This window comes from Arthrobacter sp. 01L42 (assembly GCF_056400005.1).
The window spans coordinates 57,341-73,048 of record NZ_JBFTSL010000012.1 but is presented as its reverse complement, the minus strand read 5'-3'; the positions used below and the strand labels follow the sequence as shown (position 1 = coordinate 73,048).

Annotated in this window: 15 protein-coding genes; 5 read left to right on the top strand and 10 right to left on the bottom strand. The window is 67.3% G+C overall.

Annotated features, from left to right (window positions below):
* Positions 1–20 precede the first annotated feature (20 nt).
* On the bottom strand, positions 21–563 hold the full coding sequence (locus tag AC1DN2_RS12295) for an ArsR/SmtB family transcription factor (protein WP_476850526.1): 543 nt from the start codon (positions 561–563) through the stop codon (positions 21–23).
* A gap of 74 nt (positions 564–637) precedes the next feature.
* On the opposite strand from AC1DN2_RS12295, the gene AC1DN2_RS12290 reads away from it, so the two are divergent.
* Positions 638–1,888, top strand: a complete 1,251-nt coding sequence (locus tag AC1DN2_RS12290) for an MFS transporter (protein WP_476850525.1) — start codon at positions 638–640, stop codon at positions 1,886–1,888.
* Between the two features lie 58 nt (positions 1,889–1,946).
* On the opposite strand, the gene AC1DN2_RS12285 is transcribed toward AC1DN2_RS12290, so the two are convergent.
* The 3 genes from AC1DN2_RS12285 to AC1DN2_RS12275 all read right to left on the bottom strand — a co-directional run bounded on the left by AC1DN2_RS12285 (position 1,947) and on the right by AC1DN2_RS12275 (position 4,940).
* The gene (locus AC1DN2_RS12285; protein WP_476850524.1) at positions 1,947–2,927 is read right to left on the bottom strand and encodes an aldo/keto reductase; all 981 of its coding nucleotides are present in this window, start codon (positions 2,925–2,927) and stop codon (positions 1,947–1,949) included.
* A gap of 188 nt (positions 2,928–3,115) precedes the next feature.
* Entirely contained in the window at positions 3,116–3,979 is an 864-nt protein-coding gene (locus AC1DN2_RS12280; protein WP_476850523.1) for an SDR family oxidoreductase, read from the bottom strand.
* On the bottom strand, positions 3,972–4,940 hold the full coding sequence (locus tag AC1DN2_RS12275) for a helix-turn-helix transcriptional regulator (RefSeq protein ID WP_476850522.1): 969 nt from the start codon (positions 4,938–4,940) through the stop codon (positions 3,972–3,974). The genes AC1DN2_RS12280 and AC1DN2_RS12275 overlap by 8 nt, the downstream gene beginning before the upstream one ends.
* A gap of 170 nt (positions 4,941–5,110) precedes the next feature.
* Between AC1DN2_RS12275 and AC1DN2_RS12270 the strand changes: the two genes are divergently transcribed.
* On the top strand, positions 5,111–5,749 hold the full coding sequence (locus AC1DN2_RS12270) for a TetR/AcrR family transcriptional regulator (RefSeq protein ID WP_018774380.1): 639 nt from the start codon (positions 5,111–5,113) through the stop codon (positions 5,747–5,749).
* Between the two features lie 33 nt (positions 5,750–5,782).
* Here AC1DN2_RS12270 and AC1DN2_RS12265 read toward each other — a convergent pair whose 3' ends face one another.
* Together AC1DN2_RS12265 and AC1DN2_RS12260 are read right to left on the bottom strand one after the other, a co-directional pair.
* Entirely contained in the window at positions 5,783–6,460 is a 678-nt protein-coding gene (locus AC1DN2_RS12265) for a LytR C-terminal domain-containing protein (RefSeq protein ID WP_476850521.1), read from the bottom strand.
* The gene (locus AC1DN2_RS12260; protein WP_026266597.1) at positions 6,453–6,752 is read right to left on the bottom strand and encodes a type II toxin-antitoxin system VapB family antitoxin; all 300 of its coding nucleotides are present in this window, start codon (positions 6,750–6,752) and stop codon (positions 6,453–6,455) included. The genes AC1DN2_RS12265 and AC1DN2_RS12260 overlap by 8 nt, the downstream gene beginning before the upstream one ends.
* 195 nt (positions 6,753–6,947) lie before the next feature.
* Between AC1DN2_RS12260 and AC1DN2_RS12255 the strand changes: the two genes are divergently transcribed.
* Positions 6,948–7,862 carry a Cof-type HAD-IIB family hydrolase gene (locus AC1DN2_RS12255; RefSeq protein ID WP_476850520.1) on the top strand — a complete coding sequence of 305 codons (915 nt, stop codon included), beginning with the start codon at positions 6,948–6,950 and terminating at the stop codon, positions 7,860–7,862.
* 202 nt (positions 7,863–8,064) lie between these two features.
* On the top strand, positions 8,065–9,603 hold the full coding sequence (locus AC1DN2_RS12250; protein WP_230007875.1) for a stealth family protein: 1,539 nt from the start codon (positions 8,065–8,067) through the stop codon (positions 9,601–9,603).
* Between the two features lie 43 nt (positions 9,604–9,646).
* On the opposite strand, the gene AC1DN2_RS12245 is transcribed toward AC1DN2_RS12250, so the two are convergent.
* The 4 genes from AC1DN2_RS12245 to AC1DN2_RS12230 all read right to left on the bottom strand — a co-directional run bounded on the left by AC1DN2_RS12245 (position 9,647) and on the right by AC1DN2_RS12230 (position 14,443).
* Positions 9,647–10,588, bottom strand: a complete 942-nt coding sequence (locus tag AC1DN2_RS12245; RefSeq protein ID WP_476850519.1) for a phosphodiesterase — start codon at positions 10,586–10,588, stop codon at positions 9,647–9,649.
* Positions 10,589–10,832: 244 nt separating this feature from the next.
* Complete coding sequence (fdhA, locus tag AC1DN2_RS12240; RefSeq protein WP_028278013.1) at positions 10,833–12,044, bottom strand: formaldehyde dehydrogenase, glutathione-independent; 1,212 nt, start codon at positions 12,042–12,044, stop codon at positions 10,833–10,835.
* Between the two features lie 221 nt (positions 12,045–12,265).
* Entirely contained in the window at positions 12,266–12,751 is a 486-nt protein-coding gene (locus AC1DN2_RS12235) for a glutathione peroxidase (RefSeq protein WP_230007873.1), read from the bottom strand.
* Positions 12,752–12,889: 138 nt separating this feature from the next.
* The gene (locus AC1DN2_RS12230) at positions 12,890–14,443 is read right to left on the bottom strand and encodes a M23 family metallopeptidase (protein ID WP_476850518.1); all 1,554 of its coding nucleotides are present in this window, start codon (positions 14,441–14,443) and stop codon (positions 12,890–12,892) included.
* Between the two features lie 285 nt (positions 14,444–14,728).
* Here AC1DN2_RS12230 and AC1DN2_RS12225 point away from each other — a divergent pair, with 285 nt between their 5' ends.
* Complete coding sequence (locus AC1DN2_RS12225; RefSeq protein ID WP_476850517.1) at positions 14,729–15,640, top strand: oxygenase MpaB family protein; 912 nt, start codon at positions 14,729–14,731, stop codon at positions 15,638–15,640.
* Positions 15,641–15,708: the final 68 nt, after the last annotated feature.

Genomic DNA, 15,708 nt, shown 5'->3' with positions numbered 1-15,708 from the left:
CGTTCCGGGAGAACCGCGACCTAGTCTGACGTCCGGTGCAGGACAAAGATGCCGCCGTAGGCGGGCTGGTCCAAGCGCTGCCGGTCACTGTCGGTGTATTCGCTCAGCACAGCGTGGATGCGCGTGGTGAGGTCCTCAGCATCTTCCTCGGAGAGGTGCAGAACGAAGCGTGAGAGGCTGGCGAGCGCGTCCGGTCCTGCTTCCGTCAGCTCTTCCCGGAACGCCTCGAGCGGGGCCAGCGGACCGGCGGGACCGGCTTCACTCAGTGCGGTGTCCAGCTTCCAGGACCGCCCCGTGGAACGATACGGCTTCTCCAGCGCGCCACTCTCGCCCGTGCGGACCCCGGCGGGTTCAAGGAACCCCGTTGAGAGCAACTGCCGCACGTGATAAAGCACCGTTCCCGGGTCCTGGCCCAGCCGGTCGGCGAGTTGTTTGTTGGTCAGTTCGTGCAGCCCGCACAGGCGCAGGATCCTCAGGCGCAGCGGATGGGCCAACGCCTTAATTTCCCGGGCGCTCGCGACGGGTCTTTTTTGGTCCGCGCTCGGCTGCTCTGCGTCCGTCATGTCCCAATCCTACAATCCGATGTACTGGATTCAATCACCTTGAATTTTCTCAATCACTGTGGAATGGTCCACCTATGACTAGTCACGCCGCGCAGGTGAAGGAACGGCATCGTGCGCCGCTGGGTGCGTCCTACTGGAAGCTGTGGACCTCGTCCGGGCTCTCGAACCTCGCGGACGGCGTCTTCAAGATCGCGCTGCCGCTGCTGGCCATTCAGTTCACCCAGTCACCCACCCTGGTTGCCGGACTGAGCGTCGCAGCGACGCTTCCCTGGCTCCTCTTCGCCCTCACTGCCGGCGCGCTGGCCGACCGGCTGGACCGGCGCAAGCTCATGTTGTGGGCCAACCTCAGCCGGGCGGTGCTGCCGGCCCTGCTGGCCGCCGTCGTGTTGCTGGATGCGGGCTCCGTCTGGGCTCTGTACGTTGTCGCACTGATGGTGGGTGTGGCTGAGACGCTCTACGACACCTCCGCGCAGTCGATCATGCCCCAGCTGGTGCACAGGGATCAGCTCTCGCGCGCCAACGGCCGGCTCTACGCCGTCGAGCTCACCACCAACCAGTTCATTGGTCCCCCGCTGGGCGGGCTGCTGGTGGCCATGGGCCTGGCTGCGGGCGTTGCCGTGCCGGCGGCCCTGTGGCTTGCGGCCGTCGGCGGCCTGCTCCTGGTCCCGGGGGCATTTCGCACAGAACGTGAGCAGAAGACGACACTGCGATTCGACATTGCTGAGGGGCTGCGGTTCCTCTGGAACCAGAAGATCCTGCGCACACTCGCGGTGATGACCGGGGTGTTCAACTTCGCATCCAGCGCGGCCTTCGCGGTCTTAGTGCTGTTTGCCGTGGGCCCGGCTTCACAGATGGGGCTCTCCGAAGTGGGGTTCGGCCTGCTCTTGACCACCTCCGCTCTCGGCGCCTTCGTTGGCTCGTTCATGTCCGAGCGGGTGGAGGCCAGGCTCGGCCGGTCCACGTCCCTGATGCTGACGATCTTCGGGGCCGCGCTGTTCGTGGGTGCGCCCGCCCTGACCGACAACCCCTATGTTCTTGGCCCAATCTTCTTCGTGGGCGGCATGCTGATCGTGCTTTGGAACGTCATCACCGTATCCCTGCGCCAGCGCATTACTCCCAACCGCTTGCTGGGCAGAGTCAACAGCGCCTACCGCCTGCTGGCGTGGGGCACCATGCCGCTTGGTGCAGCAGCCGGCGGTCTGCTGGCCCAATGGCTGGGCCTGCAGGTCATGTTCGGCATCATGGGAGTGCTGACGCTCGCGCTGCTGGGGATGATGCCCGCCCTCACGAACAAGGCAATGGCCGCGGCCGACGTCGAATCCTAAGTTGCTGCCAGGGGCGCGGATCGGGCATCCGCGCCCCTTGTTTGGTGCCGGGTTCCTGTCAGCTGTCGATCGAGGCCATGTTGGCCTCGTCGTGGCGTTCCCCCGCGGCGGGCCGGAGCGAGTTCAGCCGATCCAGCTGGTCACGGGTGAGTTCGATGCCGTCGGCCGCGGTGTTTTCCTCGACCCGGGAGACCCTGCGGGTGCCGGGGATCGGGGCGATGTCGATCCCGCGGGTCAGCAGCCACGCGAGGGCGGTCTGCGCGGGGGTCGCGCCGATCTCGGCGCCGATGGCCTTCACCTCGTCGACGATCGCGAGGTTGCGGCGGAAGTTCTCACCCGTGAACCGGGGGTTGGTCTTGCGCCAGTCGTCGTCGGCGAAGTCCTCGACGGAGCGGATCTGGCCGGTCAGCAGCCCGTGTCCGAGCGGCGAATACGGAACGAACCCAATTCCGAGGTGGCGCAGCAGCGGCAGGATCTCCGCCTCCACGTCCCGGGTCCACAGCGAGTACTCCGTCTGCAGGGCCGAGACCGGCTGCACGGCGTGTGCCCGGCGGATGGTCTCCGGGGAGGCCTCGGACAGCCCGAAGTGCAGCACCTTGCCCTCGGTGATCAGGTCCGCAACCGCGCCGGCCGTCTCCTCGATCGGGGTGTTCCGGTCGATCCGGTGCTGGTAGTACAGGTCGATGTGGTCGGTGCCGAGGCGCTTGAGGGAGCCCTCGACGGCGGCCCTCACGTTCGCCGCGCTGCTGTCGACCACGCCGGGGCCGCCGCCGGAATGGGAGACCAGGCCGAACTTCGTTGCAATCCTGACCTGATCGCGGCGTCCCTTGACGGCTTGGCCGACGATCTCCTCGCTCAGGAACGGCCCGTAGATCTCCGCGGTGTCGATGTGGGTGACCCCGAGGTCAAGGGCGCGGTGGATCGTCCGGATCGACTCCGCGTTATCCAGGGCGCCCTCGCTGGTGTAGGTGCCGGCCATGGTCATGGCGCCGAGTCCGATGCGGGAGACTTCCAGGCTTCCGAGGCGTGCGTTCTTCATGGTGTATTTCCTTTGGGTGTGGTTCCCCGGCCTGGAATGTGGGCATGGCCCACAGCGTGGCGAGGGTTTTGGGGCGGCCGGTAGCCATTGGCGTCCGGCGGGTATGTCGAGACTGGGTGGACGACGGCGGGAGGCTCCCGACGTCATCCGCTTGCCTGGGTGTCAGGCGTCGGTGTCAGGCGTCGGTGTCAGGCGTCGTCGTGGGCCAGGTTGCTGGAGAGCTCGCGGTGGGCGTCGGCCTGGGCCTGGAGTTCCTTGGCCCGGGCCTCAAAGACTCCAACAGCGTCCGCTCCCGCGGCGAAGCGCAGCGGCGGTTCATCCAGCTCCGCCAGTTGAATGAGGGCGACGGCGAGCTTGGCCGGGTCCCCGCCCTGAAGTCCGTTCATGCCTTTCCACGCGGTGACTGTCTGCTCGGTCCGCTCGGAATAGTCCCCGATAGTGGATGCCGCGTAGCTGGTGGATTCCGGGGTGAGGAGCTCGGTGCGGAAGAATCCCGGCTCAACGATCATGGTGCGGATGCCGAACGGCGCGACTTCGGGGGCCAGGGATTCGGCCCAGCCCTCCACACCGAACTTCGAGACGGCGTAAGCAGAAAGGAACTCCCCGCCGGCGATGCCGGCGGTGGAGGAGATCGTGACCAGCAGGCCCGAGCGCTGGGCCCGCAGGACGGGCAGGGCCGCGCGGGTGACGTTTATGGGTCCGAACATGGTGGTTTCGATTTGGGCCCGGAAGTCCTCCGGGGTGATTTCCTCGAAGAACCCGGCGTAGAAGTTGCCGGCATTGTTTACGAGCACGTCGATCCGGCCGAACCGATCCACCGCGGCGGCGATGGCGGCGGTGGCGTCGGCGGGGTTGGTGACGTCGAGTTTTACGGCCAGCAGGTTCTCGTTCTCGCCGACGGCCCGGGCGACCTTGTCGGGGTTGCGGCCGGTGGCGACGACTGCGTGGCCGGCCGCCAGGGCGGCCTTGGCGATGTCAATGCCCATACCGCGGCCTGCCCCGGTGATGAACCAGACTTTCTGCCGGGTGTTGGCGTCGTTGTGCTCAGTCATGTTCTGTCTTTCCTGGGTTGGGTGTTCCGGGCCGCGCGTGGGAGCGCAGATCCGGGATGGAAGGGTCGCTGGTTGCGGTTTTCGCCGGGGGCGATGCCGCCCAGCTGGCAAGGAACGCCAGCGCGTTTTCGGATGCGGACCCCGGCTCTGCAGTGAAGGTGTACAGGGTTTGTCCCTCATCGCCGGGAAGGTCGAGCGTCTCGAACTGCAGCGACACGTCTCCGGCGACCGGATGGTGGAAGCGCTTGGTTCCCGTGGTGTGGATCCGTACGTCGTGGCCGGCCCACAAGGCGGCGAAGTGCCCGCTGCGTGTGGTCAGCTCGCCGACCAGTTCGTTCAATGCGCGGTCGTGGGGATTCCGTCCCGCTTCCGATCGGAGCATCGCCACCGTGGTGGCGGCGATTGCGGACCAACCGGGGTAGAAGTCCCCTGCCCCCGGATCGAGGAAGAGGTACCGGGCCTGGTTCGGCAGCTGGCCCGGAGCCTCCGGACCAGCGGCTGCTGTGGACTCGAACACCGGCCCGTACAGCGCGCGCCCCAAGGAGTTGGCGGCCAGCACGTCCGAGCGTCCGTTCTGCACCAGGGCGACCGCTCCGGTCATCCCGTCCAGCAAACGCAATACTCCGGGACGGACCCTCTGCTGCGGTGGCCGGCGCGCCGGCCGCCGGGAGGAGGGCGTGTTGGCCGTCCTGGCCAAGTCCATCAGATGTGTCCGCTCTGCCTCATCCAGCTGAAGGGCGGAGGCCACAGCGCCGAGGACCGAGTCCGAGACGCCGCGGATGCTGCCGCGTTCCAGCCGCGTGTAATAGTCCGTGCTTACCCCGGCCAGCTGTGCCACTTCCTCCCGACGCAGCCCCGGAACGCGGCGCAGTTCGCCATAGTTGGGGAGCCCGGCCTGATCCGGGGTGATCTTCGCCCGGCGCGAGATCAGGAAGTCTCGGATTTCGTCTTTTCTGTCCACACCCACCACGCTACGCAGCCCGGGCCGGCGGTGGCAGTGTCTATCAGACACCCCCAGTTGAGGCGGTGGATACAGGTGTGGCCCCTCAGAACCGGTCGATGTTCGTAGCCCGGCCGTGTCACAGTCCGCCGCCCGGCTGCTTTGGTGACAGATCGCGCTAAAGTGTGCGTATGCCTAGGATTTCGGCCGCGAGCAACGCCGCCCAACGTGCCGAGACCCAGCGTCGCATCCTGACCGCATTCGGGGAACTCCTCTTCACCCACGGGCTCCCCGGCCTGACCATGACGGACGTCGCGCGCCATGCCCAGATCGGCCGGACCGCCGTCTACAACTACTACGCGGATATCGAAGAGCTCCTCATCGCCTACGCCCTGGATGAAACCGAGCGGTTCCTGCTCGATCTGCGCGAATCCCTCGATGCGCTGGAGAACCCGGTGGAGCGCCTGGCCGTCTACGTCCGCGCCCAGGTGGAGGACCTGAGCCGGCGCCACCTGCCGCCGGGCCCGGCCATGGCGGCGGTGCTCTCGCCGTCGTCGTTTGCCAAACTTGCCGACCACGTGGGTGAGCTCAGCGTGCTCCTGCGGGGCATCCTGCGCGACGGCATGGCCCAGGGGTACCTGCCCGAGTCGGACATTGCCCAGCTGGCCCAGCTCATCCACGGCACGCTCTCCTCAAGCGCTGCGCGGGGCGACGGGGCGGGCCAGGACGCCGAGGCCGAGGCACGGCTCGCCCGGACGGTGCGGTTTGTCCAGCTGGGGGCCGGGGCGAGGTTTGACGACGCCGGCCGGCCGGTCCGCACCATCCGCTAGGCCGCGGCGCCGGGAAGGCTGGAAGGCTGTGCCTTAGCCCGTGCCGGGCGTCGCCGTGGGTACGGCGGGCAGCGTGGCCTCATCCACGATGCGCCGGTTCTCGCGGGGGCAGCTGAGCTGGCCCGGCGTCTGGTCCACGAGTTCCGGCTTGGCCAGTTCCTTGAAGTCGCCGGTAATGATCACGTCCACGCTCGGGTCAGCGCGGCCGTCCTGGACATAGTCCGAGCCGGGCACGTGGCGCTGGACGCTGAAGGCGGCCGACTGGCCGGCGGCACCGGAGACCACCAGCGCCACGCCGCGGTAGCTCGACGTCGTGTTCCCCACGGCACCCACCAGGAACTTCCGGGCGGCAAGCTGGTCGGCCACGCTCCGGGCCAGGCCCGGCCGGCTCGTGGAGTTGTAGATATTGACGTGGACCTTCTCCGGCGGCGCGTAGTCGTAGGTGGCCGCCGGGCACACCGACACTGCCGCCTTGCTCCGCTCCGCCCCGGGGATCTTGATCTGGCCGTTCATGATGGCGAGGGCCACCACGATCGCGGCCACGATCAGGCCGACAAGCATCACCAGCACAACGCCGTGCAGGATCCTGCGCCGCAGCCGGTGGGGGTTCTCTGCCGTATCGTCCTGCCCCACGAACGTCGCCCTCAGCTCGGAGCCACTGATGACGCGGTGCCCGTGCAGGACTCTGACGTCTGGCGGCTTCCTAGCCATTTATCACGAGGACCCGCGCGTGGATTGCGGTGCGCTGGTGCAGCGCGGTGCGGACTGCCCGGTGCAGGCCGTCTTCAAGGTAGAGGACGCCGCGGTATTCCACGACGTGCGGAAAGAGGTCGCCGAAAAACGTGGAGTCCTCGGCCAGCAGGGCTTCAAGGTCCAGTGTGCGCTTCGTGGTCACCAGCTCATCAAGCCGGACAGGACGCGGGGGCAGGGCCGCCCAGTCCTTGGGCGTGGTGTAACCATGGTCGGGGTACGGGCGTCCCTCGCCCACAGCTTTGAATATCACCATGCCAGCCTAGGGAACTTGGACGCCCGAAGGAACGAATGTCCCCCGGCGGCGTGAGGTTGTGGCCAAACGGTAACCATTTGTCACACGACGCATTGACACGACCAGCGCCTGCCGCCTGTCACATCCAGCGCCGGGCCGTCGATCTGCTGCGCGGTTCACCCAAACGCCCCGTGCGGCTGACAGAATGGCCGTATGACTTCACCCGAGACTGTCCCTGTTCCGTCGCCGTCGGCTCCCGTGCTGGCGCTGCTGCTCGACGTCGACGGTCCGGTCGCGAGCCCGGTCACCCGCGAGGTGCAGCCCGGCATCATCGCCGACCTGGTGGCCCTGGCCGCCGCCGGCGTGCCGGTCATCTTCAACACCGGCCGGTCGGACGCGTTCATCCGCGAGCAGGTCATGGAACCGATGATCGCCGCCGGGATGCCCGCCGGCACCCTCATCCACGCCATTTGCGAGAAGGGCGCCGTCTGGTTCAGCTACACCGCGGAAGGCCCCGGCCCGGTCCACGTGGACCACGAGCTCGCCATTCCGCAGGCCTTCGGCGATGACGTGCGCCGCCTGGTGGCCGAGGACTACTCCGCCCACATGTTCTACGACGAAACCAAGCGGGCCATGGTCTCCGTGGAGCAGCACATTGCCGTCCCCAACCCCGACTACCGGGCCGAGCAGGAACTCTTCGACGCCGACGCCATGGGCCTCATGGCCCGGCACGGGCTCGGCGTGGTGCGGCTGGACCACCACGTCCCCGATTCGGATGACCAGGTCGACTTCCGCGTCGATCCGACCATCATCTCCACCGATATCGAATCGGTCCGGCTGGGCAAGGACCTGGGCGCGAGCCGGGCCGTGGAGTTCCTGGCCGCGCAGGGGATCACGCCGCAGGCCTGGCGCACGGTGGGCGATTCCCGCACGGACTACGCCATGGCCGACTGGCTGCACCACAACGACCACGCCGTGAAGCACGTCGACGTCCGGCCCGCGGACGGCATCCCGGTCAAACCCTACGATGTCCTCACCGCCGCCGATCTGGGGCTCGGCGAAGACGTGATCCACGACGACGCCGGTGCCGCCTTCCTGCACCACTGGCTGGCCGTCGTCACCGGCTGAGGCCCCGCTCCGCCGTTACGCTTCACCGTTACGGTCCGTCACATTTCGTCGTCACGCACGCCGCGCGGCGGCCGGTTTTCCGCGGCAATTTTGAGGCCCGCGTTATCATGCAAGTAGACACCAACGCACTCAAAGAAGCGGGAGCTCAGACATTACCGAAGCAGCGATCCAAGACGAGATTTACTATGGCAGCCAGGCATCTGTGGACGCCCACGCCGAGGTCACGTCGGCGGCCGCAGTCGCCAGATTCCGGACCCGCTCCGATGTTGTCCGCCACCGCGGCCGCTATGCGCTGATCAACGAAAACCGCACGCCGTACCAGGCCATGGTCGAGGACCTGATGTTCCTGCGTTCGGTCTTGGCCGGCGCCGGTATCGGCTACCTGCTGGTCCGCGGCAACAACCACCGCCCTGTGGTCGCCGTCGACTGGAAAGACCGCAAGGAACTCCGCGACGCCCTCGTGGAGGCGTGCCGCGACGAGCCGATGTATTCCATGAGCGTGGATGCAAAGAAGAAGTCGTCCGTGCTGGTGGCCGACGGCGAGCTGTCGCCGAACCGCCAGGCCCGGATCTTCCGGCTTTACCGGCCCAGGGTCGAACCCGAAGGCGGTTTTGAATTCGGGGCTTCCGCCGGCGTCCAGCTGGAGCTGTGGAGCTTCGAAGGCGATCAGCTGATCCTGCCGATCGAGAACTCCCTGACGCGCCGCACCATGCTGGCCCAGGATGCAGTGCGCGGCACGGTGGAACGCTACGGCCACACGTGGCCCACCATCGAGAACATGTTTGCGGACCACGCCAGCGACATCAGCTTCGACGTCGACCTGGTCTTCTCATGGGTTGACGGCAGCTCCCCCGAGTACATCGCGGCCCGCCGCGCCCGCATGGCCGGCGTGGTGGTGGGCGAGGGCGATGACCACGAGGCCCGCTTCCGCCAGATCGATGAGCTCAAGTACGCCCTGCGCTCGGTGTACATGTTTGCGCCGTGGATCCGCCGGATCTTCATCGCCACGGACTCCCCCGCGCCGTCATGGCTGGCCGACCACCCGAGTGTGACGATCGTCCGGAGCGAAGAGTTTTTCGCCGACACGTCGGTTCTGCCCACGCACAATTCGCAGGCCGTGGAGTGTCAGCTGCACCACATCGAGGGGCTCTCCGAGCACTTCCTGTATTCGAACGACGACATGTTCTTCGGCCGCGCCGTGGGCCCGGACATGTTCTTCACCCCGGGCGGCATCACGAAGTTCATCGAGGCCGAGACCCGGATCGGCCTGGGCGACAACGACGCCGAACGCAGCGGCTTTGAGAACGCCGCCCGCGTGAACCGCAAGCTGCTCTGGAACCGCTTCGGCCGCATCACCACCCGGCACCTGGAGCACACGGCGGCCCCGTTGCGGCGCAGCGTGGTCGAGCAGATGGAGCAGGAGTTCCCGGCCGAGTTTGCCAAGACCGCCGCGAGTACCTTCCGGGCAGCGGACAACATCTCCGTGACCAACTCGTTCTACCACTACTACGCGCTGCTCACGGGCCGGGCCGTGACCCAGACAGCTGCCAAGGTGAGGTATGTGGACACCACGGCGCGGGCCGGCCTGAACTACCTGCCCAAGCTCCTGGCCAAGCGGAACATGGACTTCTTCTGCCTCAACGACGGCAGCTTCCCCGAGGTCCCGGCGGAAGAGCGGGCCGAACTGGTCACGGACTTCCTGGAGAAGTACTACCCCATCAAGGCGCCCTGGGAGAAGTAACGGACCGTGACCAAAACGGGCGCCGCGTCGGCCGGGGAGGGAATCAGTTCAGGGTGGTGTACCTGCGGTGCGCCGGCGTCCGGGACGGGGCCTCGAGCTTGGCCTTCCCAGGGATATGGATCCCTGCGGCCGCGAGCCGGCGCTGGACTTCCTCCGGCGAGACCAGCTCCCCCACCGCCGGGGTATCGCCGAGCAGCACCACGGAGTGCACGATCGTGTGTTCGTAGACGTGGACCAGGTTGAACGCCTGCCCGCCGTCGCGGCCTCGGGTGCCGCCGACCGGGACGTTCAGATCCTGCGTGTAGCAGGTGGCTGAAGCCACGGACACAGGGATGCCCGCGAACGTTGCGGTGGTCGAGTAGTGCAGGTGGCCGCCCAGGATGGCGCGGACATCGGAGTTGCGCAGGACGCCGGCGAGCGCCGGCTGGCCCCGGAGCTCCACGAGCACGGCAAGGTCCAGCACGGACGGTACCGGCGGGTGGTGCAGGGCAAGGATGGTCCCGTCCGGGGCCGGGGTGGCCAGTTCGGATGCGAGCCAGTCCAGCTGGTCGTGGCTCAATTCACCATGGTGGAAGCCGGGCACGGAGGTGTCCAGGGTGATGATGCGCAGCCCGTTGACGAAGTAGCTGTGGTCCACGGGCGCGTCATTATCGGCCTGGTCCAGGAGCCCGGCCCGGAAATTCGCCCGGTCGTCGTGGTTGCCCATCGCCCAGATGACCTTGGCCCCCAGGGCCTCGCACGCCGGATCCACGATGGCGCGGAGCTTGGCATACGCCTCGGGTTCGCCCAGGTCAGCCAGGTCGCCCGTGAAGATTACGGCTTCGGGGCGGGCCCCGGAGGCGTGGACCTCCTCGAAGAGTTGCCTGAGCAGGGCTTCGCTGTCCACGACGCCGTGCAAGGGTTGCGGACCCCCCAGCAGGTGGGGGTCGCTCAGGTGAAGTAGGAAATGACGTGGCCGGGGGTGTTCGGCCTCGATGCGCTCCATTGCTGCCTTCTTGGTTGGGTGGAAGCGGTGCTTCCAGGGTCCCTCTCAGTAAGAACTATCCAACCAGACATTGGGCAAACAATGTAAAAACTGGGACAGGCATATTGGAAAAATAAGCGTTAACAGGTGGCGTGCCCTCACATGCCCTTTCCGGCATATACGGGGGCGGGGACGCCCGGCGGCACTCCCGAAACCCCGGGGCTTCGGGGCGGGACGGACAGTGCCGCCGGGTTCACGGTTTCCGCTAGCTCAGGTAGCCGTTCGGGTTAAGCACGAACTTCGTCGCCGCGCCGGCGTCGAATTCCGCGTAGCCCTTCGGCGCGTCCTCCAGGGTAATCGCCTTCGCGTTGACGTTCTTGGCGATATGCACCCTGTCATGCAGGATGGCCATCATCAGCTGCCGGTTGTACTTCATGACCGGACACTGTCCCGTGGTGAAGCTGAGTGACTTTGCCCAGCCCGTTCCGAGGCTGAGCGAGAGCGAACCCTTCTTCGCGGCCTCGTCCACGCCGCCCGGGTCCCCGGTGACGTAGAGCCCGGGGATGCCCAGGGCACCGCCGGCGGCCGTTACCTCCATCAGCGAGTTCAGGACGGTGGCGGGGGCCTCGTGGGCTCCGGCCCCGTGCCCCTTGGCCTCAAATCCCACGGCATCCACGCCGCAATCGACTTCCGGGACGCCCAGGAGTTGTTCGATCTGCTCGGCCGGGCCGCCCTTACTCAGGTCGATGGTCTCGCAGCCGAAGCTGCGCGCCTGCGCCAGGCGGTCCGCGTTCATGTCACCCACAATCACGACGGCAGCACCCAGGAGCTGGGCACTGGTCGCCGCGGCCAGGCCCACGGGCCCTGCGCCTGCCACGTAGACGGTGGAACCGACGCCGACGCCTGCGGTGACCGCACCATGGAATCCGGTCGGGAAGATGTCCGAGAGCATCGTCAGGTCCATCATCTTTTCGAGGGCTTGGTCTTTGTCCGGGAACTTCAACAGGTTCCAATCGGCATACGGCACCAGGACGTAGTTGGCCTGGCCGCCTACCCAGCCGCCCATGTCCACATAGCCATAGGCGCTGCCCGGGCGGTCGGGGTTGACGTTCAGGCAGATGCCCGTCTTGCGTTCCTTGCAGTTCCGGCAGCGCCCGCAGGCGATATTGAACGGGACGGAACAGATGTCCCCCACTTTGATGAATTCAACATCCGGACCCACTTCCACCACTTCTCCGGTGATCTCGTGCCCGAGCACCAGGTCGGCGGGAGCCGTGGTGCGCCCCCGGACCATGTGCTGGTCCGAACCGCAAATATTCGTGGCCACGGTTTTGAGGATTACGCCGTGGCGCACCTGCCGGCCCACGTTGGCGGGGTTGACCCCCGGGCCGTCCTTGAGTTCGAAGGTGGGGTAGTCAATGTCGATCAGTTCGACCTTGCCAGGCCCCTTGTAGGCAACGGCTTTGTTCCCTGTCATCTATTTCCTCCTGCTTTCACGGGCCCCGTGGTGGGCGCCCTGGTGTGATTCACGAAGTTCTTTGATGCGCCCTCCACAGGAACACCCGGCCATTCTGCCGACGGCTGCCAGAGTTGCTTGCGCCGCGGGGAAGCCCGGAATGTTGGAGGGTCCGGCCAGTCTAGGCGCTAAGCATGCTTAGGGATAGGGCTGAGTTCCTCTGGACCCCGGGGCCGGTCGGGTCAGTCGAGGGCGGACTGGACAGCCTCGATGATCTCCGGCGCGTCAGGCTCAACGGTGGGCGCAAAGCGGGCGATGACCTCGCCGTCGCGGTTCACGAGGAACTTCTCGAAGTTCCACTTCACCAGGCCGGGCAGGATTCCCGTCTTGAATTTGGTGAGCTCGGCGTAGAGCGGGTGCTGGTTCTTTCCCCGGACGTTGGCCTTGACCGTCAGCGGGAAGGTCACCCCGAAATTGCGCTCGCAGAACTCGGCAATCTCGGCCTCGCCGCCGGGCTCCTGCCCGGCGAACTGGTTGCAGGGGACGCCGAGGACCTGGAAGCCCTGGCCCCGGAACTTGTTGTGCAGCGCCTCGAGTCCAGCGTACTGGGGCGTGAAACCGCACTGGGACGCCACGTTGACCACCAGAACCACCTCGCCCTTGAATCGGCCAAAATCGGTCTCGGTCCCGTCGATGAGGGTCAGGGGAATGGAGTGCAGAGCTGTCATGGGGCGCGTCCTTGCGATGTCGATGGTCCGGAGCAGGGAATCTGAACTGGTCACTCCATTATTCGGCACCGGGGCCTGCGGGTATGGGTGTGCCTCCCGGACATGACGCCGGAACAACGCCCTGCGGCGCGGCGGGGGCTAGCCGCCGGGCGTCGCTGAGGGCGTCGCGGAGGGTTCTGTTGTCACGGCCGTGGTGGCCGACTGCGTGACCGCCCGTGGCTTCGGCGTATCGGCCGGCGCGGTGACCGGGTCCGGCTCCACAGTGAGCGGGGCCGGCACCGGGGTGGCCGTCTTGGCGGCAGCCTCCGTCGCCGTTGCGGAGACTGACGCGGGCGCGGAGGACGGCGGTGCCACCGGCGGCGGGACCGATAACGGTGCTGATGGCTTGGCGGAGGCTGTTCCCGTCTGGGTTGGCGCCGGCGTCGGGGTGGCGGTCGCCGACGGCGTCGGGGTCGCAGTTGCCGACGGGGTCGGGGTGGGCGCGGCAGGCGCGGTCGTCGTGGCAGTGCCGGTCGGCGACGGGGTCGCGGAAGCAGTGCCGGTGGGTGTCGGCTTAGAGGTGGCAGTGCCGGTCGGCGACGGGGTCGCGGAAGCAGTGCCGGTGGGTGTCGGCTTAGAGGTGGCAGTGCCGGTGGGCGTCGGGGTCGCGGAAGCAGTGCCGGTGGGTGTCGGCTTAGAGGTGGCAGTGCCGGTGGGCGTCGGGGTCGCGGAAGCAGTGCCGGTGGGTGTCGGCTTAGAGGTGGCAGAAGGCGTTGGGGACGGTTTGTCGGCGGCGGCTTCAGTAGCCGCAGGCGAGGCACTCGCCGACGGCTTGGCGGCCACCGCGGCAGGCTGTTCCTGAACGCCGTCGCCCACCACATGGGTCAGGTCCTCCCGGACAGGAATCGCCCAGCCAATCCCCGCGTTGGTTGCCTTACCGGCGTCGGGTGCGTAACTGGTCATGTCGATCGGGCCGAGTTGATCCACCTGCTTGATGGGGAGAAATGTCCAATCGCGCGGATCAGTGTGGGAGCCATTGAGGATGGTTTCGAAGTGAAGATGGCAGCCGGTAGAGGATCCGGTGGTACCTACCCGGGCAATAATTTCCCCCACCCGCACGGAGTCGCCCTTCTTGACCGCGATCGCCTCCAGATGGTTGTACGTGGTGATGAGACCGTTGCCGTGGTCGATTTCCACCCGGTTTCCGCCGCCCCACGGGTGCCACCCGACCGCCCGCACCACACCGGCGTCGGCGGAGTAGACCCGGGTGCCGCAGGGGGCCGCGAAGTCCTGGCCCCAGTGGAATTCGCCCGCGAATCCCGTCAGGGGGCTGGTGCGCAGCCCGAACGGGGACGAAGGCACCAGTGATTCAAGGGGGGCCATGAGGAAACCCACCGCGGGCCGGTGCAGCGACGCCGAGGCCACATTGAGCTCGCCCCGCACCCCTGCCCGGGTGGCCGTGTCCACCGTGCTCCGGCTAAAGGCCACGAGCGCCTGGGCATCGGCGGTGACAGCGCCGGCGCCGGGAGTCCCCGCTGGCGCGGTCGCGGCGGAGTGGGCCAGCGGGTCCAGGGCCTCCGGTCCCACGTCGCCGGAGGCAGGCATGGCGGCCGTCGGGACGGCGGTGGGCGCGCCGTAGGTCGCAAAGGCGCTCAGTCCCTGAAAGCCGCCGAATGCCAGCACGGCCAGGGACAGGCACAGGCCTCCGGACACGCAGCGCACGGCAATGGTCCGTGCCCTCGCTGACTGCTCACTCGATGAGTTTCCCCAGTGTTTTCCCACGAAATGACTCCCGCAATATGTCCGCCAGACCCCAATCTTCACGGACTTACCTCCCTATGTGACCACAGACGGCCGGGTCTGTGAACCGTCAGCGTGTTCCTTTTGCGGGACCAATCGGAGATCCGCGGATGTCCCCAGTAGCTTGCCGGCGGCGCCCCAGTAGTTCTCCGCACAATTGCAGGTGCCGCACGCCGCCGGGACGGGTAAGAATGAAGGATGCGAAATGTCCTCAGGGAATGGCAGGCGGAACTCAAACAGACGTTCACGGGGACGCGCGATTCGGTGCCCGAGTGGGTGCCGGGCCTGGCCGAGGGGGACGACGCCGGTTACCACTTGCCCGGCTCGGCCGTCTGGGCCGTGCACGGGGACATGCCAACCATCGTGGCGGGCATCCGGGCACTGCTGATGCAGGCGCTCCATCCCGGCGCGTTGGCCGGAGTCCACGATCACTCCCGTTTCCGCGAAGACCCGCTGGGCCGGCTGGCTGGCACGATCCGCTGGATCTTCACCGTGACGTATGGCTCCACGGATACGGCGAAGGCGGCGTCGGACTGGGTTCTTCGGCTGCACCGGACGGTGCGGGGAGAATTTGTGGATGGCCACGGCATCAGGCGCAGTTACGCGGCCAACGATCCCGAGCTGCTCCGGTGGGTTCACATTGCCTTTACAGACGCTTTCCTCTCTGCCCACAAGCTGTGGGGGCGGCCGATTCCTGGCGGACCTGATGCCTACGTCCGTGAGTGGGCCCAGGCCGGCCGGCTGATGGGCGTCGAGGCACCGCCGCTGAGCGAAGCGGAAATGCGGCAGCAGCTGGACCGCTGGTACGACGCCGGCGAGCTCCGCTGCGACGAACGGGTCACCGAAACGGTGGCGTTCATTCGCGACCCGCCCCTGCACCCCGCGCTCAGGCCTGGCTACCGGGTGCTGTTCGCGGCCGCAGTCGTCAGTCTTGAACCTAAGTACCGCGAGCTCCTGGGCCTGCGGACCGCGCGGCTGGGCCCGATACCGCTGCCGGTAACCCTGGCCACCCGGGTCACGCTCGGCGTGGTGCATGTGGCTCTCGGCCGGATGGGCCCGAGCGAGCAAGCTGCCCGGGCCCGGCTGCGCCGGCTGGGATACCGGGCCTGAATCTGGGCCGGCGGGCGGCGGCGGCTTGCTGGTTCGGGGCGGGCCGGGGGCGCAGTGCGGCTGGGGCA

Bases quoted from the DNA above. Each gene is read 5' to 3' on its own strand.
- AC1DN2_RS12295 (WP_476850526.1), bottom strand. From the start codon at position 563: ATGACGGACGCAGAGCAGCCGAGCGCGGACCAAAAAAGACCCGTCGCG.
- AC1DN2_RS12290 (WP_476850525.1), top strand. From the start codon at position 638: ATGACTAGTCACGCCGCGCAGGTGAAGGAACGGCATCGTGCGCCGCTG.
- AC1DN2_RS12285 (WP_476850524.1), bottom strand. From the start codon at position 2,927: ATGAAGAACGCACGCCTCGGAAGCCTGGAAGTCTCCCGCATCGGACTC.
- AC1DN2_RS12280 (WP_476850523.1), bottom strand. From the start codon at position 3,979: ATGACTGAGCACAACGACGCCAACACCCGGCAGAAAGTCTGGTTCATC.
- AC1DN2_RS12270 (WP_018774380.1), top strand. From the start codon at position 5,111: ATGCCTAGGATTTCGGCCGCGAGCAACGCCGCCCAACGTGCCGAGACC.
- AC1DN2_RS12265 (WP_476850521.1), bottom strand. From the start codon at position 6,460: ATGGCTAGGAAGCCGCCAGACGTCAGAGTCCTGCACGGGCACCGCGTC.
- AC1DN2_RS12255 (WP_476850520.1), top strand. From the start codon at position 6,948: ATGACTTCACCCGAGACTGTCCCTGTTCCGTCGCCGTCGGCTCCCGTG.
- AC1DN2_RS12245 (WP_476850519.1), bottom strand. From the start codon at position 10,588: ATGGAGCGCATCGAGGCCGAACACCCCCGGCCACGTCATTTCCTACTT.
- fdhA (WP_028278013.1), bottom strand. From the start codon at position 12,044: ATGACAGGGAACAAAGCCGTTGCCTACAAGGGGCCTGGCAAGGTCGAA.
- AC1DN2_RS12235 (WP_230007873.1), bottom strand. From the start codon at position 12,751: ATGACAGCTCTGCACTCCATTCCCCTGACCCTCATCGACGGGACCGAG.
- AC1DN2_RS12225 (WP_476850517.1), top strand. From the start codon at position 14,729: ATGCGAAATGTCCTCAGGGAATGGCAGGCGGAACTCAAACAGACGTTC.